Source organism: Arthrobacter sp. Bi26 (assembly GCF_918697925.1).
Classification (GTDB): domain Bacteria; phylum Actinomycetota; class Actinomycetes; order Actinomycetales; family Micrococcaceae; genus Arthrobacter.
Window position 1 is genome coordinate 1 of record NZ_CAKKMF010000061.1, and the last position, 19997, is coordinate 19997.

General features: G+C 65.4%; 20 protein-coding genes. 14 read left to right on the plus strand and 6 right to left on the minus strand.

Annotated elements, in window-relative coordinates; translation table 11 throughout:
* Nucleotides 1–29 precede the first annotated feature (29 nt).
* The 5 genes from LQV16_RS15780 to LQV16_RS15800 all read left to right on the plus strand — a co-directional run bounded on the left by LQV16_RS15780 (nt 30) and on the right by LQV16_RS15800 (nt 4908).
* Nucleotides 30–839 carry a MetQ/NlpA family ABC transporter substrate-binding protein gene (locus LQV16_RS15780; protein ID WP_229994849.1) on the plus strand — a complete coding sequence of 270 codons (810 nt, stop codon included), beginning with the start codon at nt 30–32 and terminating at the stop codon, nt 837–839.
* A gap of 89 nt (nt 840–928) precedes the next feature.
* Complete coding sequence (locus tag LQV16_RS15785) at nt 929–1435, plus strand: LURP-one-related family protein (RefSeq protein ID WP_229994850.1); 507 nt, start codon at nt 929–931, stop codon at nt 1433–1435.
* A 14-nt stretch (nt 1436–1449) separates the two neighbouring features.
* Nucleotides 1450–3669 (plus strand): transglycosylase domain-containing protein, encoded by a 2220-nt coding sequence (locus LQV16_RS15790; RefSeq protein WP_229994851.1) that lies wholly within the window; start codon nt 1450–1452, stop codon nt 3667–3669.
* Between the two features lie 130 nt (nt 3670–3799).
* Complete coding sequence (locus LQV16_RS15795) at nt 3800–4357, plus strand: hypothetical protein (protein WP_229994852.1); 558 nt, start codon at nt 3800–3802, stop codon at nt 4355–4357.
* A 2-nt stretch (nt 4358–4359) separates the two neighbouring features.
* On the plus strand, nt 4360–4908 hold the full coding sequence (locus tag LQV16_RS15800) for a hypothetical protein (RefSeq protein ID WP_229994853.1): 549 nt from the start codon (nt 4360–4362) through the stop codon (nt 4906–4908).
* Nucleotides 4909–4937: 29 nt separating this feature from the next.
* On the opposite strand, the gene LQV16_RS15805 is transcribed toward LQV16_RS15800, so the two are convergent.
* The 5 genes from LQV16_RS15805 to LQV16_RS15825 form a co-directional block, all read right to left on the minus strand.
* Nucleotides 4938–5957: an LLM class flavin-dependent oxidoreductase gene (locus LQV16_RS15805; RefSeq protein ID WP_229994854.1), complete on the minus strand. Its 1020-nt coding sequence runs from the start codon at nt 5955–5957 to the stop codon at nt 4938–4940.
* 103 nt (nt 5958–6060) lie between these two features.
* On the minus strand, nt 6061–6465 hold the full coding sequence (locus LQV16_RS15810) for a universal stress protein (protein ID WP_229994855.1): 405 nt from the start codon (nt 6463–6465) through the stop codon (nt 6061–6063).
* The gene (locus tag LQV16_RS15815) at nt 6462–7994 is read right to left on the minus strand and encodes a tripartite tricarboxylate transporter permease (protein ID WP_229994856.1); all 1533 of its coding nucleotides are present in this window, start codon (nt 7992–7994) and stop codon (nt 6462–6464) included. The genes LQV16_RS15810 and LQV16_RS15815 overlap by 4 nt, the downstream gene beginning before the upstream one ends.
* Nucleotides 7995–8003: 9 nt before the next feature.
* Complete coding sequence (locus LQV16_RS15820) at nt 8004–8591, minus strand: tripartite tricarboxylate transporter TctB family protein (protein WP_229994857.1); 588 nt, start codon at nt 8589–8591, stop codon at nt 8004–8006.
* Nucleotides 8592–8596: 5 nt separating this feature from the next.
* Nucleotides 8597–9598, minus strand: a complete 1002-nt coding sequence (locus LQV16_RS15825; protein WP_229994858.1) for a tripartite tricarboxylate transporter substrate binding protein — start codon at nt 9596–9598, stop codon at nt 8597–8599.
* A 142-nt stretch (nt 9599–9740) separates the two neighbouring features.
* On the opposite strand from LQV16_RS15825, the gene LQV16_RS15830 reads away from it, so the two are divergent.
* From LQV16_RS15830 to LQV16_RS15870, 9 genes are all read left to right on the plus strand, one after another.
* Complete coding sequence (locus LQV16_RS15830; RefSeq protein ID WP_229994859.1) at nt 9741–10625, plus strand: LysR family transcriptional regulator; 885 nt, start codon at nt 9741–9743, stop codon at nt 10623–10625.
* A gap of 130 nt (nt 10626–10755) precedes the next feature.
* Complete coding sequence (gene kdgD, locus LQV16_RS15835) at nt 10756–11670, plus strand: 5-dehydro-4-deoxyglucarate dehydratase (RefSeq protein WP_229994860.1); 915 nt, start codon at nt 10756–10758, stop codon at nt 11668–11670.
* 12 nt (nt 11671–11682) lie between these two features.
* Entirely contained in the window at nt 11683–13302 is a 1620-nt protein-coding gene (locus tag LQV16_RS15840; protein ID WP_229994861.1) for an aldehyde dehydrogenase (NADP(+)), read from the plus strand.
* Nucleotides 13299–14627, plus strand: coding sequence for an enolase C-terminal domain-like protein (locus tag LQV16_RS15845; protein ID WP_229994862.1), 1329 nt, complete (start codon nt 13299–13301; stop codon nt 14625–14627). The genes LQV16_RS15840 and LQV16_RS15845 overlap by 4 nt, the downstream gene beginning before the upstream one ends.
* Before the next feature lie 57 nt (nt 14628–14684).
* Nucleotides 14685–15605 (plus strand): AEC family transporter, encoded by a 921-nt coding sequence (locus LQV16_RS15850; protein ID WP_229994863.1) that lies wholly within the window; start codon nt 14685–14687, stop codon nt 15603–15605.
* A 98-nt stretch (nt 15606–15703) separates the two neighbouring features.
* Nucleotides 15704–16831 (plus strand): mandelate racemase/muconate lactonizing enzyme family protein, encoded by a 1128-nt coding sequence (locus tag LQV16_RS15855; RefSeq protein WP_229994864.1) that lies wholly within the window; start codon nt 15704–15706, stop codon nt 16829–16831.
* Nucleotides 16832–16841: 10 nt separating this feature from the next.
* The gene (locus LQV16_RS15860) at nt 16842–17546 is read left to right on the plus strand and encodes a FadR/GntR family transcriptional regulator (RefSeq protein WP_229994865.1); all 705 of its coding nucleotides are present in this window, start codon (nt 16842–16844) and stop codon (nt 17544–17546) included.
* A gap of 173 nt (nt 17547–17719) precedes the next feature.
* Nucleotides 17720–19072 carry an MFS transporter gene (locus LQV16_RS15865; RefSeq protein WP_229994866.1) on the plus strand — a complete coding sequence of 451 codons (1353 nt, stop codon included), beginning with the start codon at nt 17720–17722 and terminating at the stop codon, nt 19070–19072.
* A gap of 59 nt (nt 19073–19131) precedes the next feature.
* On the plus strand, nt 19132–19389 hold the full coding sequence (locus LQV16_RS15870) for a hypothetical protein (RefSeq protein ID WP_229994867.1): 258 nt from the start codon (nt 19132–19134) through the stop codon (nt 19387–19389).
* A 61-nt stretch (nt 19390–19450) separates the two neighbouring features.
* Here the strand turns inward: LQV16_RS15870 and LQV16_RS15875 are convergent, their stop codons facing one another.
* Nucleotides 19451–19921 (minus strand): MarR family transcriptional regulator, encoded by a 471-nt coding sequence (locus LQV16_RS15875; RefSeq protein ID WP_229994868.1) that lies wholly within the window; start codon nt 19919–19921, stop codon nt 19451–19453.
* Nucleotides 19922–19997: the final 76 nt, after the last annotated feature.

Sequence of the window (19997 nt, forward strand, 5' to 3'; positions counted from 1 at the left end):
ACCCCATCCCATTCTGCGAAAGAGTTCCAATGTTCCGTGCACAAATCCTGAAGGCCGCCGCAACCGGCGCGGCCGCCATCCTCGCCCTGTCCGCCTGCGGCGCGAGCACCGCCAGCCAAGGCGGCGCCGCCGAGACCATCAAGGTCGGTGCCCTCGCGGTGCCCGCCGGGGACATGCTGAAGCAAGTCCAGCGGGAGCTCGCCCCCAAACAGGGCCTCACCGTGGAGTACAAGGAGTTCAGCGACTACAACACGCCCAACGCGGCCGTGAGTGACGGCGACATCGACGCCAACCTGTTCCAGAACACCACCTTCATGGAGACCTATAACAAGGCTTCCGGCAAGAACCTCGTCAGCGTTGGCAAGGTGTACCTGCCGCCGATGGCCCTGTACTCCAATGACGTGGCCAACCTCGCGGACCTTCCCGACGGCGCCTCGGTCGCCATCCCCAACGACCCCACCAATGAGGCCCGGGCCCTGAAACTGCTGGCGTCCAAGGGACTGATCGAAGTCAGTGACAAACCGATCACGCTCAAGGACGTCAAAGCCAACCCGAAAAACCTCCAGTTCACGGAGATCGAAAACGCCAGCCTGCCTCAGGCCCTCAATGACAAGGACGCGGCAATCGTGACGCTGGCATTTGCCCTTCCCGCCGGCCTGAGCGCCGACAAGCAGCTGCTGGTCGAGGGCAAGGACAGCGCCTACTACAACGTCCTGGCCGTGAAGGCGGAGATGAAGGATGATCCGCGCGTGCAGAAGCTGTACAAGATCCTGACCTCGCAGGACATGAAGGATTTCATTCAGTCCAAGTTCAAGGGCCTGGTGATCCCGGCCACCTGACCGGCATCTGACGCCGCTTCCCCGGTCCTCCCCCGGACCATCCGATTCGGGTGAGGTGCAGGCCGGGGAAGCGGCCCTATGGTCAGGGCATGGGACTAATACGGCACCGGCGTGACGAACCCAGCCGCCAGCGGTATCAGATGCGCGAGAAACTGCTGTCGATTGGGGATGACTTCTGGATCGAAGACGACCAGGGCAGACGCGCCTACAAGGTCAATGGCAAGGCCGTCCGCATCCGGGACACTTTCGTCCTGGAGGACGCGTCCGGAAACGAGGTGGCCCGCATCCAGGAGCGCAAGCTCTCGATCCGGGACAAGGTCTCCGTCGAGCGCGGCGACGACACCGCAGCGACGGTCCACAAGGCGTTGATCGGGCTCCGGGACCGCTTCACCATCGACGTGAAGGACGGCGCCGATATGAAGGCGCACGGCAACATCGTCGACCACGAGTACGAAATAGAGCGCGACGGCCACACGGTCGCCACGATCTCCAAGAAATGGTTCCGCGTTCGTGAGTCCTACGGCGTCGAAGTCGCGGAAGGCGAGGACGTCCCGCTCTTCCTTGCGATCACCGTCGCCATCGACTCGTTGACCTAGCCTGTTCAGGCACCATGGCGCCCAGGAAACGCACCGGATCCCTACTAGCCTCGACCCTTTGGAGGCTGTTCTGGTTCTTGACCGCGAGCGCGGTCTGCGGTGTCCTGGCCGCCAGCCTCCTGGTCCCCACCGTGGCCGCGACCGGCGTCGCCGTCAAAGAATCAATCGTATTGTTCAACAACCTCCCGTCGGAACTGACCGTTGATCCGCCGTCGGAGTCGACCAGGGTGCTCAGCGCCGACGGAAAACCGATCGCCACCTTCTACGCGGAAAACCGTGTTAAGGTCAGGCTCGACCAGATGTCCCCGTACATCAAGGATGCGATCGTCGCGATCGAGGACCGCCGCTTCTACGAACACTCCGGCATCGACCCCCAGGGGATTCTCCGCGCGCTGGTGTCCAACCTGACCAACGGCGGCAGGCAGGGCGCTTCCACACTGACCCAGCAGTACGTCACCAACGTGCTCAATGAATCCCTCGTGTCTGCCGACAGGGGCGATCAAATTATCCTCAACGGGCAGAAGAGCATGGCCGACAAGATTCGCGAGATGAAGCTCGCTGTCGCATTGGAGAAGAGGTTCACCAAGGACCAAATCCTTGAGGGATACCTGAACATCGTGTTCTTCGCCCGGGACGCCTACGGCATTGAAGCCGCGTCCCGCTACTTCTTCAACACCACGGCCAAGGACCTGACCCTGCCGCAAGCTGCCCTGCTCGCCGGCCTCGTGAACAGCCCCAGCTTCTACAACCCCGACGTGCACCCGGAAAACGCCGTCCAGCGACGCAACCAGGTTCTCGGCAGAATGCTCAGCCACGGCGCCATCTCGCAGGCGCAGCATGATGCCGCCGTCGCCGCCCCGGTGGATCTTACGATCACCCCCGGGAGGCAGGGATGCGCCGGCGCGGAAATGGCCCCGTACTTCTGCGACTACGTTTCCCACCTCATCCTCAACAACCCGGCCTACGGCGCGGATGTTGCCGAGCGCGAGAGGAAGCTGTTCCGCGGCGGCCTCACCATCAGCACCACCCTGGACAGCCGGCTCCAACTGGCCGCGCAGGAGCAGGTCGATGCCACTGCCGGCGCCAACCCGGACAAGTGGGGCGCCGCGATGGTCTCGATCGCGCCCGGCACGGGCAAGATCCTGGCCATGGCGCAAAACACCGTCTTCCTCCCGGCGCCCGGGAAATTCGATACCCAGCTCAACTTCAATGTCGATTCCAAGGATGCCAACGGCAACGATCTCAACGGCGCCGGCGGGTTCCAGCCAGGCTCCACCATGAAACCGTTCACGTTCGCGGAATGGCTCAACGAGGGCAAGTCCCTGGCCGCCATGGTGGACGCCTCCCGGCGGTCCTATCCCCTCGGATTTCGGTGGAGGTCAAGCTGCGGCAGGGTGCTCGGTGCGTACAGCACGAGCCAGAAGCATCTCGGCGCGGCGGACGATCTCCAGAACAACGACCCGGGATATTACCGCAGCATGCGCGTGGACTACGGACTGTACAACTCCATCAACACCGCCACCTTCGCCGAAGCCGCCCAACTCGATTTTTGCGGCATCCAGAAAATGGTGGACGCCGCCGGGATCCACAGCGGCGTGGACAACGCCCGGGTGAACATGCACCAGCTGGGCAATCTGCTCGGTGCCATTGGCGTGGCCCCGCTCCATCTGGCCAATGCGTTTGCCACCTTCGCCAATGACGGCAAGTACTGCACACCCATTGCCATCACGGCGGTAACGGACGCGGCCGGACAGAAGCTGCCGGCCGAGACCAGCGCCTGTCATGGTGCGATCAAGCCCGAGGTCGCCCGCGGTGTGAACGCCGTGCTGCAGGACGTGCTCAAGCGCGGGTCCGGCGTTTACATCAAGCCCAAGGTCCAAGAACGGTTTCCGACCGCGGCCAAGACCGGCACCTCCAATACCAACGGCGCCACCTGGGTAGTGGGCTACACGTCCGGCCTCGCCACCGCTTCCTTCTTCGGCGACGCCCTGGAAGGCCAGAAGCGGCCCGGCCAGAACATCACCGTCAACGGCAAGTTCTACAAGGCCATAGACGGGTACATGCTCGCCGGCCCGCAGTGGGCGAACTACATGTTGCAGGTCGCCGGATACTACCCTGCCGCTGCCTTCCCGACGCCGCCGGAGTCCATGACCCGGACGCAGTCCACGCCCCGGACCCCGTCCGCGACCCGGACCCCGTGCTTCCCCCGGTTTGATCGTGCGCCGTGTCGTTAGATTTGGCCCGCGATGTGCTGGACCTAAATCCGCACCCTATGCCATCGGGCCCGGAGCCTCTATCCTCTTGCCATGAGAGACCGGGGCAATTTCCGGCGAAGTGAATCGCGACACCGCACGCGAGTGGCTCGTGAATACTGACAGCGCCCAGCCGCATGACAATTACGACGCGTTCCTGTCGAGGCTGGACGCCGCCACAACGAGCCTGAGCACCCGGGCCGCGTCGCTGGACAAAGCACTGGCAGCCGTTTCGCTCCTCTTGGGTCCATCTGAGTCCGCCGTCCGGAAATGGGAACGACGGCGCCATTACGTCAGTGCGCAGCTCGCCGCACACTCCGGGTCGCCCCAGTCCTACACCGCGCTGTGCGAGCTCCACGTTGTGGCAGGAAAGATGGAATCGATGCTCCGCGGCCGTGTCCAGCGTGTCACCGAAAAGCTGGCCGTCATGCAAGGGCGTCGCGAGGCCATCGACAAGTCACTGCTGGAGCTTGAGCTGAGCAGAATCAAGCTGACGTCGTCCCGGACGCTGTCTCAGGACCGCGAAAAATTGAGCAGCATCTTTTCTGAACTCGCCGGCTCCACCGTGGCCACCGGAGCCATTCCCGATATGGGTTTGCTGAGCGATCTCAAGGAAGCACGCGAGGCAATCATCCTGGCCGAGGCGCTCATGGAAGTGAAGGGGTACTAATCATGGAAATTTCTAGGCGAGATCAGCCCCGAAAGGACATCGTCGCTGTTGTTCGCTGGTCAAAGAAGCCGGGCGAAAGCCCTGTAACCAAGTTCATCCTGTCCAGTATTTTGGGATTGATCCTGTGCCTGTTCCTGATGATCTTCGTGTCCATCCTCAGGAGTTTCGGTGCCTTGGTGTTGTTTACCCTCATCTTCGCCGCCCTTCTTACGGTGCGCACGGTCACGGCCCAGAGACGCTTCCTTCGCGGGCTGACGAAGAGGATCAATGACACCCTCGCCGAGGTCACCAGCAGCCCTGGCGACCAACTCTCCGTCAGGCAATTCCGGCACATGACCAAGAGCGGCGAGCAGCTTCCGCTCCTTGTCAGCGGCGTACCCGGGTTGAACCTGCATGTGGCCCGGGCTTCAACGCTGGAGAAACATGCCCCCGAGAAGTGGGTTGCGGTCTTCACGGTGATCCCTCCGGAGAACGGGACCGCGAGTTTCGACCGCCTGGTTGCGGCGGCAATCGACGCCGGCCACGGAACCACCAGCAGTAGCGCCGCCTAGCGCGCTCCGACGAAGGCCGGCCGCCGTCGTCAATCCCAGCCCAAGGCGGGCCGGAGGTCGCGGGAAATCGCCTCGAGCAGACTGACGTTGAAGTCCACGCCGAGCTGATTGGGGACGGTGACCAGCAAGGTGTCTGCCGCGGCCACGGCCGCGTCCCGGGCGAGCTCCTCCACCAGGCGGTCGGGTTCACCGATGTAGCTACGCCCGAAGCGCGCCAGCCCGCCGTCGAGGTAGCCCACCTGGTCCCGGGCGTCGGCCTGCGCGCGCAGCCCGAAGTATCGCCTGGATTCGTCATCGATCAGCGGAATGATGCTTCGCGAGACGGACACCCGCGGTGTGCGCGGGTGTCCGGCCGCTGCCCAGGCCTCCTGGAATCCCGCGATCTGCTCGGCCTGCAGTTGGTCGAAGGGAACTCCGGTGTCCTCCGTCAGCAGGGTCGAGGACATGAGGTTCATACCCTGCTTCCCGGCCCACCGGGCGCTGGCACGGTTTCCCGCACCCCACCAGATCCGTTCCGGAAGCGTTGCTGACAGCGGCTGAATCGGGACCAGCCCGCTGTGCCCGCTGACCTGCGGATTGGCCACGGCAAGGCCCGCCCCGGAGATGGCGTCCCGGAAGCGCTCGGTATGCCGGCGGGCCATGTCGGCGTCGGACTCTTCCCCTGCCGGGAGGTGTCCGAAGGCCTCGTAGCCGGCCAGCACCGTTTCGGGCGAACCGCGGCTGACCCCGAGCTGCAGCCTTCCTCCACTGATGAGGTCGACGGCGGCGGCCTCCTCGGCCATGTAGAGCGGGTTCTCGTACCGCATGTCAATGACTCCGGTGCCCATCTCAAGGCGAGAGGTGCGCGCGGCAATCGCTGCAAGCAGCGGGAACGGCGAGGCCTGCTGCTCGGCGAAGTGGTGAACCCGGAAGAACGCGCCGTCGACGCCGACTTCCTCCGCAGCCACGGCCAACTCAATTGCCTGCAGAAGGGCGTCCCGGGAGGAACGCACACGCGAACCGGGGACGTCGCCCCAGTGGCCGAAGGACAGAAACCCGATCTTTTTCATAAGAACTCACACCTTCTCATGAGAAACCGGACTTGTGGAATGGAGGGCGGATCCGTTTTACACGATCCGGGCGGCCGCGCTCAGCCGGCCAAGACTCAGCCGGCTAAGAGAGGGCCCCGTCCGCCTTCACGGCAAGGACGGGCCGGTCCGCCTGCATGAGGATGCGCTGGGCGTGGCTGCCCAGGATGAATTTGCCGACCTGTGAGCGGTGCCGCAGGCCAATGACAATCAGGGATGCGTTGACTTCGCGGGCGACATCAAGGAATTCATCGGCGAGGTCGTCACGGTACGGCGGCTGGATCACCGTTGCCCTGATGCCGGCCTCCGTGGCCCGGCGGCCGGCCTGCTCCAGGATGTCGGAGGCGGCAACGGACTTATCTACCAGGGCGCCTTCGCGTGCGGAGTTGACGATGACCAAGTCTTCATTCCTGAGCATGGCTTCGGCAATACCGGCGGTCAGCGCGGCCTCCCCTGCCGGTGTGGGGACGAAACCGACGATGATACTCATACCTTCTCCTTGATTTTCGTGGTGATGGGCTGTTCGCTTTGTGCCGTCGTCCGCTTCGCCAGCAGAGTCCGGATGCCCGGGAGCACGGCTACCAGGACGAACACGGTGAGCAGCGTCGCGGAGATGGGGCGGGTGAAGAAGCCCGTGGGATCGCCGCCGAACACGAGTAGTGAACGGCGCAGCGAGCTCTCCAGCAGGGATCCGAGGACGAAGGCCAGGACCAGCGGACCGGGTTCAAAGCCGAACTTCTTCATCAGGTACCCGACGATCCCAAACACCACGACGAGCGTTACATCGAACATGCTGTTGTTGATGGTGTAGGCACCGAGCAGTGTAATGAGGGCGGTGACCGGGGCCAGGATCGCGGCCCGGACGCGGAGGATTTTTACGAAGATTCCCACGAGGGGCAGGCTCATGATCAGCAGCAGGATGTTGCCGATGTACATGGAGTTCACGACGCCCCAGAACAGCCCGGGGTCCTGCTCCACCAACTGCGGGCCCGGCGTCACTCCCTGGATCAGCAGGGCACCGAACATCAGGGCCATGGTGGCGTTGGCCGGGATTCCGAGGGTCAGCAGCGGGATGAACGACGACGTTGCAGCGGCGTTGTTGGCGGTTTCCGGTCCGGCGACGCCTTCGGGGGCCCCCTTGCCGAATCGTTCCGGCTGCTTGGCGCGCTTCTTCTCCATCGCATAGGAAGCCATCGATGCGATGGTGGCGCCGCCGCCGGGCAGAATGCCGAGGAAGAACCCGAGGACCGAACCGCGGGCGATCGCGCCGGAGGCCTGCTTCAAGTCTGTGCGTGACGGCCAGACGTTGGTGACCTTGGACGGTGCCTTGGCGGCGCGGTGACGCTCTTCGAGGTTGTAGAGGATTTCTCCCAGGCCGAAGACGCCCATGGCGATCGGCACGAAATCGATTCCGTCGGCCAGCTCCAGGTTGCCGAACGTGAAGCGGCTTTCGCCGGTGAAGATGTCCCGGCCGACCGTTGCCAGCAGCAAGCCGACGGCGGCGGCGATGAGTGCCTTGGTCTTGGCACCGTTGCTGATGGTGGCCACCAAGAGGATGCCGAGCAGCGCGAGTGCCGAATATTCTGCCGGACCGAAGTCGAGGGCAAAGCTCGCCACGACGGGGGCGAGGAAGGTCAAGCCGATGATAGAGGCGGTCCCGCCGATGAACGAGCCGATGGATGCCAGGCCGAGTGCGGTGCCGGCCTTCCCCTGTTTGGCCATCTGGTAGCCGTCGAAGACGGTCACCACCGACGACGCTTCGCCGGGAAGCCGGAGGAGCACCGAGGTGATGGTGCCGCCGTACTGTGCGCCGTAGAAGATGCCCGCGAGCATGATGATGGCGGTGACGGGTTCGACGTTATAGGTCAGCGGCAACAGGATGGCGATGGTTGCCGCGGGCCCCAGACCGGGCAGGACACCGATCAACATGCCGATGACGACGCCGATCAGACAGTACAGGAGGTTGCTCGGCTCCAGGACAACGACGAATCCGTTGATCACGGGATTTAGAAAATCCACGGGGTTCTCCTAGAAGAGGTGGGGAATGGAGGTGTTGAGTGCAAGGACGAAGATTCCGTAGAACGCCGCCACGACGATCGCGCTTACCAGCAGGGTGGAGCGCCACGTTTCGCCGCCGAGGAAGCGCATCCAGATGACACACAGGACGAGAGCGGGCAGTTCAAAGCCGATGGCCGGCATCAGCGCGACCATGGCGGCGAGGGTGACGAGCCCCGTGAGGGGTGCGGCGGACATGCGGGTGAACTTCTCCGCGTCCCGGTTGTGCCGCCCGAGGATCAACTGGAAGAGTCCCAGGACCACCATGACGCAGCTGATCATGAACGGCCACAGCCCGGGTTCCGGCGCCGCCGGAGTGCCCAGGCCCATCGCAACGGACAGGACCATGGCTCCGGCGCCGACGCCGAGGACCACCAGGGAGGACGCCGCATTCGCCAGCGCTCCGGCGGCGGGCGGCTTCTCGTCCTCCCACTGCGCAGCGAGCTGCTCCGGCGTCAGGTCCTCCAGCAGGTCGTCGGCAGGAGTCTCGGCGGCGTCCACGCCGGAAAGGGCGGCCGGGCGGCTTCCCCCTCCGGCGGGCACTGCAGGTGATGACGACACTGGGATCACTTCGTCCCGCTGAGGCTGATGTCGTACTTCTCCACCAGCGACTTGTACTTAGCCGCGTAGTCCTTCCACTGGGTGACGACTTCCTCGCCGGAGATTTCCTTCGGGGTCAGCATGTTCTTCTTGTTGAATTCCTTGTACGAATCTGACTTGAAGGTCTCCTGGATGGCAGCGAGCAGCTTGTCCTTCACGTCCTTGGGGGTTCCCTTGGGAGCGGCGACGGCGCGGTACTGCGCCACGGGAACGTCGTAACCGGATTCCTTGGCCGTGGGCACGTCCGGGAGGAAGGAGTTCCGCTCCTCCGAGAACACGAGCAGCGGTGCGACCTTCCCGGCCTTGATCTGCGGCATGGCTTCGCCGAGCTGGATGGTGGAGACTTCGACCTGGTTGCCGAGGACCGCGGTGAGGGCCGGCTTGCCGCTGTCGAACGGAACATCGGTGCCCTTGACGCCGGCCTGCTTGAAGAGGACGGTCTGTGCCAACTGGCTGCCGGTACCCACGCCGGTGGTGCCGAAGGTGATATTGCGTCCGGCTCCGGTCAGGTCCTTGATGCTGTTGAAGCCGGAGGCCTTGCTGGCCACCAGCACGTAGTCGTCCTGGGACAGGCCCGCGATGATGTCCAGGTCGTCAATGTTGACGGCCTCATCCGCGGTGACCGCCAACGGGGTGATCGTGACCAGGGACGCCGTGACCAGCAGGAGGTTCTGGCCGTCGGCAGGCTTGCCGGCCACTTCCTTCGTGGCCAGGGCGCCGTTGGCGCCCGGCTTGTTCACCACGGGCATCGGGGCGCCGAGGGTTTTGGACGCGCCCTCGGAGATGGCGCGGGCAATCAGGTCGGTGCTGCCGCCGGCGGCCTGGCCCACGGTGAGGCTTACGGGCCCGTTCGGATATTTTGAAGAATCGGTACTGCCGCCGGCAACATTGCCGCAGGCCGTCAGCGCCAAGAGCGTGACGGCCGATGCCGCTCCAAGTACGGTGCGGCGCGAAGGGAAGTGCATCATTGAAACTCCTCATTGATGGTCAGGGCCAGCGCCCCGGAAGCATGTGAACCGCGTCACTGCCGGTTCGCTGTGTCGAGTGTAGGGAGCGGCTATGATGCATGTCTAAGCCCAAATATGCATCGAGTGATACCGGGAAGGCATCATGTTTACCTTTGACCAGCTGGCAGGATTCATCGCGGTGGCAGAAGAGCTTCACTTCGGCCGCGCGGCGGAACGGCTGAACATGACCCAGCCCCCACTGAGCCGGCAGATCCAAAAACTGGAAAAGGCCGTCGGCGCCGAACTGCTGGAACGGGACAACCGGAAGGTCCAACTGACCCCGGCCGGAACCGCCTTTCTGGAGGAAGCCAGGCGGTTGCTGGCCCTCGCGGAACGGGCCCCTGTCACCGCCCGCCGCATCGCGTCGGGCCGCTCCGGCCTCCTGCGCATCGGCTTCACGGCCGCCAGCGGGTTCAGTATCCTGGGGCCGCTGCTGGAGGAGATTTCGGCGATCCTCCCCGACGTCGACGTCGACCTGCAGGAGATGGTGACGGGCGAACAGATCCAGGCCCTCGAAACGGGAGAACTGGACCTGGGGCTGGCACGCCCACCCTTCGACAAGGAGGTTTTCGACTCGCGGCTTCTCTACCGCGAATCCATGATGGTGGCCGTTCCGGCCGGCCACCCCCTGGCCCGCCGCGGCGGCATTGTCAGGAACGAGGACCTCAAGGACGAGGCCCTGATCATGCATTCGCCGCTGCAGGCCCGGTACTTCTACGACCTCGTGGTCCGCATGGTGCCGGTGCAGCACGGCAACGTGGTCCACACCGTAAGCCAGATCCTGACGATGGTCTCACTGGTGGCGGCCAAACGTGGCGTCGCCTTTGTGCCCCGGTCCGCCACGGTGCTGGGCATCCAGGGGGTCGAATTCCTCCCGCTGGCCAGCAGCCATGGCGAACCCGTGGAGCTCCATGCCATCTGGAGCCGGAAGGTGAGCAATCCCGCCCTGTCACGGCTTCTCGGCCGCCTGGACTTCCAACTGGACTAGGAGCCGCTGCAATGCACTCAAGGTATCAATGCATTCAATAATGCACTTGGACAGGCATGAGGCACCAAACCTAGTCTGAAGGGGAACCGCACTTCCCCGCCGACTCGGCGCTCACCCGGAGGACCACACCGTGGCAAAGTACACACCCCAGGAACTGGCGAACGTCCTCAAGGACGGCCTGCTCTCCTTCCCCGTCACCTCGTTCGATGCACAGCTGCAGTTCGACGAGGAGAACTACCGCAAGCACCTCGCCTGGCAGGCCAGCTTCCCGGTGGCCGGCCTCTTCGCGGCCGGCGGAACCGGTGAGGGCTTCTCGCTGACCCCGTCCGAGTCCGAGCGCGTTGTCCGTGCCGCCGTCGAGGAAGTCGGCGGCACCGTCCCGGTCCTCGCCTCCGCCGGCGGATCGACCGCCCAGGCCATCGAGAACGCCCGCGCCGCGGAAGCGGCCGGCGCCGAGGGCATTCTGCTGCTCCCGCCTTACCTCACCGAGGCGGACCAGGGCGGCCTGATCGAACACGTCAGCGCCATCTGCCGGTCCACGTCCCTCGGCGTCATCATCTATAACCGTGCGAACGCGATCTACAAGGACACCACGGTCGCCACCCTGGCGGACCGCCACGAGAACCTCATCGGCTTCAAGGACGGCGTGGGCGACCTCGAGCACGACGCCCGCGTGTATGCCAAGCTCGGCGACCGCCTGTTCTACCTCGGCGGCCTCCCGACGGCGGAGACGTTCGCCCTCCCGCTGCTGCAGCTGGGCATGAGCACCTATTCCAGCGCCATGTACAACTTCGTGCCCCAGTTTGCCCTGGACTTCTACCAGGACGTCCGGAACCAGGACCGGGTGGCCGTGAACCGGAAGCTGAACGAGTTCGTGATCCCCTACCTGGATATCCGCGACCGGGTGAAGGGCTACTCCGTCTCGATCGTCAAGGGCGGCCTCGACGCGATTGGCCGCTCCGCCGGCGGGGTCCGTCCGCCGCTGCAGAACCTGGCACCCCAGGACCTCGCAGACCTCAAGTCCCTCATCGCCACCGTTTCCTAGGAGGACGCACCCGTGACACTCACCGGACGCTCGATCATTGCCGGCCAGGCCGTCGCCGGGGACGGCAAGACGGCGTACGCCTTCAATCCCGCCACCAACCTCCAGCTCGAGCCCGGCTACACGCTGCTCACCGAAGTACAGCTGAAGGACGCCACCGCAGCCGCCGCCGCAGCTTACCCCTCCTTCAGCACCCTCGACCCGGAAACGCACGCACGGTTCCTCGAGGCCATTGCCGAGAACATCGAGGCGATCGGTGAGGAGCTCGTCACCCGCGCGGGCCTCGAGACCGGGCTGCCGGCCGCGAGGCTCCAGGGCGAACGGGCGCGCACCACCGGCCAGCTCCGGCTCTTCGCCGGCGTCGTCCGCCAGGGCGACTTCCGCGGCGTCCGGATCGACCCGGCGTTGCCGGACCGCGCTCCCCTGCCGCGCGCCGACATCCGCCAGCGGCAGATCCCGCTGGGGCCCGTCGCCGTTTTTGGTGCGAGCAACTTCCCGCTGGCCTTCTCGACGGCGGGCGGCGACACCGCCTCCGCCCTCGCCGCCGGCTGCCCCGTGGTCTTCAAGGCCCACAATGCGCACCCCGGCACCGGCGAACTCGTCGGCCAGGCCATCGCCAAGGCCGTCCGCGACACCGGGCTGCACCCCGGCGTGTTCTCGCTGATCTACGGTCCGGGCAGCAGCATCGGCCAGGCCCTCGTCGCCGATCCGGCCATCAAGGCCGTCGGCTTCACCGGCTCGCAGTCCGCCGGCATCGCCCTGATGCGCACCGCTGCCGCCCGGCCGGAACCCATTCCGGTCTATGCGGAAATGTCCTCGCTCAACCCGGTGTTCGTCTTCCCCGGCGCCATCGTCGGCAACGCCGAAGAAATTGACGCGCTCGCCCGGCAGTACGTCGCGGCCGTCACCGGCAGCTCCGGGCAGCTGTGCACCTCCCCCGGCCTCCTGTTCGCCCCTGCCGGTGCGGCCGGCGACGCTTTTGCCGCCGCCGTCGGCCGGGCCGTGTCCTCCTGCGCCGGGCAGACCATGCTGACCGCAGGCATCGCCGGGTCCTGGAACGCCGGCGCCGAAGCCCTGGGCTCCGCCGGGAACGTCGGCGTCGTCGGGGAGGGCACCGAAGGGGCAACGCAGAACGCCCCCGCTCCCGCCATCTTCGGCACCAGCGTTGCCGAGTTCGTGTCCAACCCCGTGCTGCACCAGGAAATCTTCGGCGCCGCCAGCCTGGTGATCCGCTATTCAAGCACCGAGGAACTCATTGGCGCCGCCAACCGGCTCGAAGGCCAGCTCACGGCCTCCCTGCAGCTGACCGAGGCGGACTACCGCGCGGCGGCACCGCTCATTCCGGTACTGGAGCAGAAGGTCGGCCGGATTATTGTCAACGGCTGGCCCACCGGCGTCGAAGTAGGCCACGCCATGGTGCACGGCGGACCCTTCCCCGCCACTTCGGACACCCGGACCACTTCCGTGGGTACCCTGGCGATCAACCGGTTCCTGCGGCCCGTCGCCTACCAGAACCTGCCGCAGGAACTGCTTCCGGTGCCGTTGCAGGATCCCAACCCCTGGCGGCTGAACCGCCGGATCGACGGCGTCGTCGAAGATGCCGCAGCAACACAGAAAGCAGAGGTCAACGCGTGAGCACTCAGCCCAGCATTGCCCACGTTGAAGTGGTTCCGGTCGCCGGGCACGACAGCATGCTGATGAACCTCAGCGGCGCGCACGGCCCGTTCTTCACCCGCAACATCGTGATCATCACCGATTCGGACGGCCGCACCGGTCTCGGCGAAGTGCCGGGCGGGGAGAAGATCCGGACCACCATCGAGGAGGCCGGCGCGTTCCTGGCCGGCCGGCCGGTGGCCCGCTACCGATCCCTGCTGCGGGACGTCGCGGCGGAGTTCGCCGACCGCGACGCCGGCGGCCGCGGACTGCAGACCTTCGACCTGCGCACCACCGTCCATGCCGTCACCGCGGTCGAATCCGCCCTCCTTGACCTGCACGGGCAGTTCCTCGGAATTCCGGTCGCGGAATTGCTCGGCGACGGCCAGCAGCGCAGCTCCGTGCCCATGCTCGGCTATCTGTTCTTCATCGGTGACCCCGGCCGGACGGATTTGCCGTACCTGGTGGAGGATGCGCCGGCGGACCGGTGGGAAAAGCTCCGCCGGCAGGAAGCCATGACGCCCGAAGCTGTGGTGGCCCTGGCCGAGGCAGCCCAGGAACGGTACGGCTTCAGCGACTTCAAGCTCAAGGGCGGGGTCCTCTCCGGTGACGCCGAGGTGGATGTGGTGACCGCCCTGGCCAGGCGCTTCCCGGAGGCGCGGATCACCCTCGATCCCAACGGCGCCTGGCTCCTGGATGAGGCCATCCGCCTGGGCAAACGCATGCAGGGCGTTGTGGCCTACGCCGAAGATCCCTGCGGCGCGGAAGGCCGCTTCTCCGGACGCGAGGTCATGGCCGAATTCCGCCGTGCCACCGGGCTGAAGACCGCCACGAACATGATCGCCACGGACTGGCGCGAGATGTCCCACGCCATCCGCAGCAACGCCGTCGATATTCCTTTGGCGGACCCGCATTTCTGGACCATGCACGGCTCCGTCCGGGTGGCGCAGATGTGCGCCGAATTCGGCCTGACCTGGGGATCGCACTCGAACAACCACTTCGACATCTCGCTCGCCATGTTCACCCACACCGGGGCAGCCGCCCCAGGCGAGATCACGGCGCTGGACACGCACTGGATCTGGCAGGACGGCCAGGGGCTCACCAAGGACCCGCTGCAGATCAAGGACGGTGCGATCCAGGTTCCGGACGCTCCCGGCCTCGGCATCGAGCTGGACCGCGACGCCCTGGACAAGGCACACCAGCTGTACCTGGAACACGGCCTCGACGCCCGCGACGACAGCATCGGCATGCAGTACTACCTTGACGGCTGGTCCTTTGACCCCAAGCGGCCCTGCCTCGTTCGCTGAAGCAATTCCGGGCCGGGACAGGCACGTCAATGTGAAGAGCTAGGGTAAGGGCGAATTTTGGTCGGCGTGGTCTCCGGGATCCTGATAGTGTCCGCCGTGATCGCCGTCGGATATCTCACGGCCCGGCTCCGGATCCTCGGACCGGAAGTCCAGGGCGCCCTGACCCGTACCGCCTATTACGTCACCAACCCGGCGCTGCTGTTCACGGTGGTGGCCGGCAGCGACATCCGGGCCGCGCTCGGAACGGATGCCCCGCTGGCGCTGCTCTCCGCGGCGGCAGTGGGGCTGCTCTATTCCCTGCTGAGTTTCCTGTTCTTCCGCCGGCCGGTGGCGGAGACAGCCGTCGGGGCGATGGCCAGCAGCTACGCGAACGCCAACAACATCGGGATCCCCGTCTCCCTCTACGCCGTGGGAACGGCCCAGCACGTGGCTCCCGTGCTGTTGGTGCAGATCCTCGTCCTGGCACCGGTCTATTTGACCGTGCTGGGCCTCGCCTCGGGGTCCAGGATCTCCTGGCAGAAACTGCTGCTCCAGCCGTTCGCCAACCCCATGATCATCGCCTCCGGCCTCGGCGCGGCCGTCGCACTGACTGGCTGGACAGTTCCGGAACTGCTGCGGAAACCGATCGACATGCTCGCCGGCGGCGCCGTCCCCATGGTCCTGCTGGCTTTTGGACTGTCCCTGGCCGGCAAAGCCCCGCTTCAAAAGGGCGACGGGCGCACGGAATCGCTCGTCGCCACCTTCCTGAAGATCGCCGGCATGCCCGTGATCGTCTGGGCCCTGGGCCGCTTCGCTTTCGGCCTCGAGGGGCAGCATCTGCTGGCCCTCGTGATCATGGGGGCGCTGCCCACAGCCCAGAATGTCTTTCTCTTCGCGTCCCCGTACCACCGCGGCGTGATCGTGGCCCGGGACGTCATCCTGTGCACCACCCTGCTCTGCTCCGGTTCCCTGCTGGTCATCGCCTGGCTGCTGGGCTGACTGTGGCGAACCATGAACCACACTTGTTATACAAGTAGATAACTTGTAACCTAAGTTGAGCGGGGCGGAGTTGCCTCGCCGGAACTTCAGGGAGAACCATGACCAGCGTTGATCTCATCCGCCACGTAAAGCTGTCCACGGCCAGGCTTCCACTCGCCGTCCCGATCAGCGACGCGAAAGTTTTCACCGGGCGCCAGAAGCCCATGACCGAGGTCGTGTTCCTTTTCGCCGAAATCACCACCGAGCAGGGACACAGCGGAATCGGCTTCAGCTACTCCAAGCGAGCCGGCGGCCCGGCCCAGTACGCGCACGCCAAGGAAGTGGCCGAGGGCATCATCGGCGAAGACCCCAACGACATCGGCAAGCTCTACACCAAGCTGCTGTGGGCCGGGGCCTCCGTCGGCCGCTCCGGCGTGGCCACCCAGGCGCTGGCCGCAATCGACGTCGCCCTCTACGACCTCAAGGCCAAACGCGCCGGCCTGCCGCTGGCCAAGTTCCTGGGCTCCTACCGGGACTCCGTCCAGACCTACAACACCTCGGGCGGCTTCCTGAACGCCTCCCTGGACGAGGTCAAGGCCCGCGCTACCGCCCTCCTGGACGAAGGCATCGGCGGCATCAAGATCAAAGTCGGCCTGCCGGACACCGCCGAGGACCTGCGCCGCGTTGCCGGCATCCGCGAGCACATCGGCTGGGACGTGCCCCTCATGGTCGACGCCAACCAGCAATGGGACCGCGCCACCGCCCTGCGGATGGGCCGCCGGCTGGAGGAATTCAACCTCGTCTGGATCGAGGAACCGCTCGATGCCTACGACTTCGAAGGCCACGCAGACCTCGCCCGCGCCCTGGACACGCCCATCGCCACGGGCGAAATGCTGGCCTCGGTCGCGGAGCACAAGGGACTGATCAACGCCAACGGCTGCGACATCATCCAGCCCGATGCGCCGCGCGTCGGCGGCATCACCCAGTTCCTGCGCCTCGCCGCCCTGGCCGACGAGCGCGGACTGGGCCTCGCCCCGCACTTCGCCATGGAAATCCACCTCCACCTCGCCGCCGCCTACCCGCGCGAACCGTGGGTTGAGCACTTCGATTGGCTCGATCCGCTGTTCAACGAGCGCCTCGAAACCAAGAACGGCCGCATGCTGGTCCCGGACCGTCCCGGGCTCGGCATCTCCCTCAGCGAGCAGGCACGCGCCTGGACCACAGAGTCAGTGGAATTCGGCAAGTAACCTTGAAGCCATGAGCCGGAACCTGACCGCGGACCTCGCCAGCGATCTTCGCCGCCGCATCGTCGACGGCGTTATCCAGCCGGGCGCGAAGCTGCCCAGCGAAAACACCCTGATCAGCGAATTCGGCGTCAGCCGCACCGTGGTCCGCTCGGCCCTGACCAGGCTGCAGGCGGAGGGACTGGTGGAAACCGAACGTGGGCGGGGCAGCTTTGCGCTGACCCCGCCACCGGACGGACCGCAGCAGTCCTCCGGGAGCCGCCCCGTGGCCAGCCTGGAGGACCGCCTGTGGCAGCTGGAGTTCCGCATCGCGGTGGAGTCCGAGGCCGCCGCCCTCGCCGCCCGAAACCATACAGACCGGCAGCTGAAGGCTGTCCAGAAGGCTTTTGAAGACTTCATGGACAGCGCAGCGCACCCGGCACACGCCATGAAGGCTGACTACGAGTTCCACCGGGCCATTGCCGCAGCCTCCGGAAACCCCTTCTACTCCGACTGCCTCGAATCCCTGGGGCAGACCATGATCGCGATGCCCCGCGCCCGGCTCGTGGGCGGGGGCGAGCACGATGCGCGCGGGCATTTCGATCAGGTGGTACAGGAGCACCAATCAATCGTCGCCGCCATCGCGGAATGCGACGGACCGTCGTCGGCGGCGGCAATGCGCAGCCATTTGGCAAACTCCCGACGCCGGCTGCGCGCCACAGCTTCCGGCAACGGCTGACCCTGGCCTCTGGCCTACAACGGGGCCATCCAGTCCCTCAAGGTATCCAGCGATGCAAATTATGTGTTGGACGGGCATTACCGCCGCAGAATAAAGTGAAGAATCGCTGTGGTGAGGGCCACATCAACTGCCCGCCGCGGCCGACCAGCTTCGCCAATTCAAAGGAAATCTCCATGCAGTCTGTCGACAACGCTGTCACGGACGTGGTCTTTGCCACGAAAAAGTTCTTCAAGCGGGTACTGCCCATCATGCTCGTCATGCTGGTCTGCAACCAGCTCAACCGGTCCAACATCGGCTACGCGCAGGAGCACCTGCAGGCCGACGTCGGCATCGGCGCTGCCGCCTACGGATTCGGGGCCGGGCTGTTCTTCATCGCGTACGCCATCTTCGAACTGCCCAGCAACGTGATGATGGAGAAGTACGGTGCCAAGGTCTGGCTGGCCCGGATCATGGTCAGCTGGGGCATCGTCTCCTTCCTGATGGTGTTCGTGCAGAACGAGACCATGTTCTACGCCTTGCGGTTCCTGCTGGGCGCCGCGGAAGCCGGGTTCTTCCCCGCTGTCATCTTCTACTTCGCCCGCTGGGTACCCGCCGGGCAGCGGGGCAAGGCGACGGCGATCTTCATCGCCGGCTCCTCGGTTGCCGCCGCGCTCTCCGGTCCGATCGCCGGAATGCTGCTCAGCCTCCACGACGTCCTGGGGTTCCGCGGCTGGCAATGGCTCTTCGGCTTCGAAGGGTTGCTGTCCGTGGTGGTCGGCATCGCCGTGTTCTTCGTCCTTGACGCCAAGATCGAGGACGCCAAATGGCTGACGGCGGGCGAAAAGTTTGCTCTCACGGCGGCGATTGCTGAGGAGGACGCCCAGCACGCCACCGCCACGAGCGGGAAAATCAACCGCTGGAAGATGCTCCTGAACCCGCAGATTCTCCTTCTCTGCGGCATCTACTTCGCCGTGCAGCTCTCCATCTACGCCAACACCTTCTGGCTGCCCAGCATCGTCAAGCAGATCCCAGGAACCACGGACCTGAGCGTCGGATTCCTCTCCGCCATCCCCTGGGTCTGCGCCGTGATCGCCATGTACTTCGCGGCCAAGTGGCAGGACAAAGCCAAATCCAAGCGGCCCCTTCTCGTGGCTGCGCTCCTGGTCGCCGCCGTCGGCACCCTCGCGGCCGCCGTCGCCACCCCCGTACTGGCCCTGGTGTTCCTGGCCATCGCCGCCATGGGATTCAAGAGCGCGTCACCGCTGTTCTGGACCATCCCTCAGTCCGGCCTGCACCCCGTCATCCTGGCGCCGGCCATCGCCATCATCAACTCCCTGGGCAACCTCGGCGGCTTCGTGGCCCCGTTCGGATTCGGCATCATCAAGGAACAGACCGGCAGCGTCATACCGGGGCTCTTCGCCCTCGCCGCGGCATCAACAATCGCCGCCGCGCTGGTCTACTTCCTCAAGGAGCGCAAGACCGAAACCGCGGCGGAGCCCGTGGCTACGCCCGCGGAGGCATCGCCGTACGCCGTAGCCGCCAAATAGTTCCGGACGCTAAAAAGGAAGGCAGGCACCCTAAGGGGCGCCTGCCTTTCCGTCGCCCCATGCCGCCCTCAGTCTCTCTTGCGTGCTTCCTGCAAGTGCCGGTCGAGCTTTTCTTCCGCTTCGCGGCGGCGTTGACCGACAATGCGAAGCTGCTGAGTGATCGGATTTCCGTAGCCATCAACGTCGCGGTGATGCGTGCCCTTCATACGCTCGGGGCCAGAGGGCAAGGTCGCCCGCGGTTCAGTATTTTCGCCCATATCGGGATGATCCCACAGTGCCCGCCGGCTGAAAAGGACTGTGATTGCCGCGAAAAATGATCCGTGCGGACGACGTCGGGAACTGGCACAGACGGGCATGTTCCCGTGTCTGCGGGTGGCTTCACTCCGGGGTCGTGTCCCGATGAAGGTCCGAGTCGAGGGCGTGGGCGCTGGCCAACGTGGCCAGCAGGCTCCCCAGCTGCGCAGACTGTTCGCTGGTGAGCGGGGCCAGGAGTTCGGCTTCATGGCGTTCGGCGATCCCGCGCAGATTTCCCAGGATCTTCACGCCCTCGGCCGTCAGCCGAAGCTCGTAGTTCCGCCGGTCGGTGCGGCTGCGCACCCGCGCGACCAGGCCTCGCGTTTCCAGCGAGTCGATAAGTGGAACAACGCGGCTCGGCACCGCGCCCAAGCGGTCGGCGAGGGACCGCTGGCTAAGCCCGGGGGTGCGGCCCAGCAGGCGGAGGACGCCCGCGTCGCTCGGAGTCAGCCCGAGCTCGCGTGTACGCTCGGCGAAGCGTGCCGAAGCCAGCGCCCCGAGCTGGGACAGCAGAAAAGCGGTTCGCTTCGACCGCGACGGATCCGGTGAGTCCATGCCCCAATATTACGCTATTGACAGAATCATTCAACGGATGAATCATTTTAGTTGTGACGTAACTACGTGAAAGAAG

What these genes read in the sequence shown, in the direction of transcription:
- LQV16_RS15875 (WP_229994868.1), bottom strand. Translation starts at nt 19,921, where the DNA reads ATGGACTCACCGGATCCGTCGCGGTCGAAGCGAACCGCTTTTCTGCTG.
- LQV16_RS15825 (WP_229994858.1), bottom strand. Translation starts at nt 9,598, where the DNA reads ATGATGCACTTCCCTTCGCGCCGCACCGTACTTGGAGCGGCATCGGCC.
- LQV16_RS15830 (WP_229994859.1), top strand. Translation starts at nt 9,741, where the DNA reads ATGTTTACCTTTGACCAGCTGGCAGGATTCATCGCGGTGGCAGAAGAG.
- LQV16_RS15810 (WP_229994855.1), bottom strand. Translation starts at nt 6,465, where the DNA reads ATGAGTATCATCGTCGGTTTCGTCCCCACACCGGCAGGGGAGGCCGCG.
- LQV16_RS15785 (WP_229994850.1), top strand. Translation starts at nt 929, where the DNA reads ATGGGACTAATACGGCACCGGCGTGACGAACCCAGCCGCCAGCGGTAT.
- LQV16_RS15780 (WP_229994849.1), top strand. Translation starts at nt 30, where the DNA reads ATGTTCCGTGCACAAATCCTGAAGGCCGCCGCAACCGGCGCGGCCGCC.
- LQV16_RS15870 (WP_229994867.1), top strand. Translation starts at nt 19,132, where the DNA reads ATGCCGCCCTCAGTCTCTCTTGCGTGCTTCCTGCAAGTGCCGGTCGAG.
- LQV16_RS15865 (WP_229994866.1), top strand. Translation starts at nt 17,720, where the DNA reads ATGCAGTCTGTCGACAACGCTGTCACGGACGTGGTCTTTGCCACGAAA.
- LQV16_RS15855 (WP_229994864.1), top strand. Translation starts at nt 15,704, where the DNA reads ATGACCAGCGTTGATCTCATCCGCCACGTAAAGCTGTCCACGGCCAGG.
- LQV16_RS15860 (WP_229994865.1), top strand. Translation starts at nt 16,842, where the DNA reads ATGAGCCGGAACCTGACCGCGGACCTCGCCAGCGATCTTCGCCGCCGC.
- LQV16_RS15805 (WP_229994854.1), bottom strand. Translation starts at nt 5,957, where the DNA reads ATGAAAAAGATCGGGTTTCTGTCCTTCGGCCACTGGGGCGACGTCCCC.
- LQV16_RS15790 (WP_229994851.1), top strand. Translation starts at nt 1,450, where the DNA reads ATGGCGCCCAGGAAACGCACCGGATCCCTACTAGCCTCGACCCTTTGG.
- LQV16_RS15800 (WP_229994853.1), top strand. Translation starts at nt 4,360, where the DNA reads ATGGAAATTTCTAGGCGAGATCAGCCCCGAAAGGACATCGTCGCTGTT.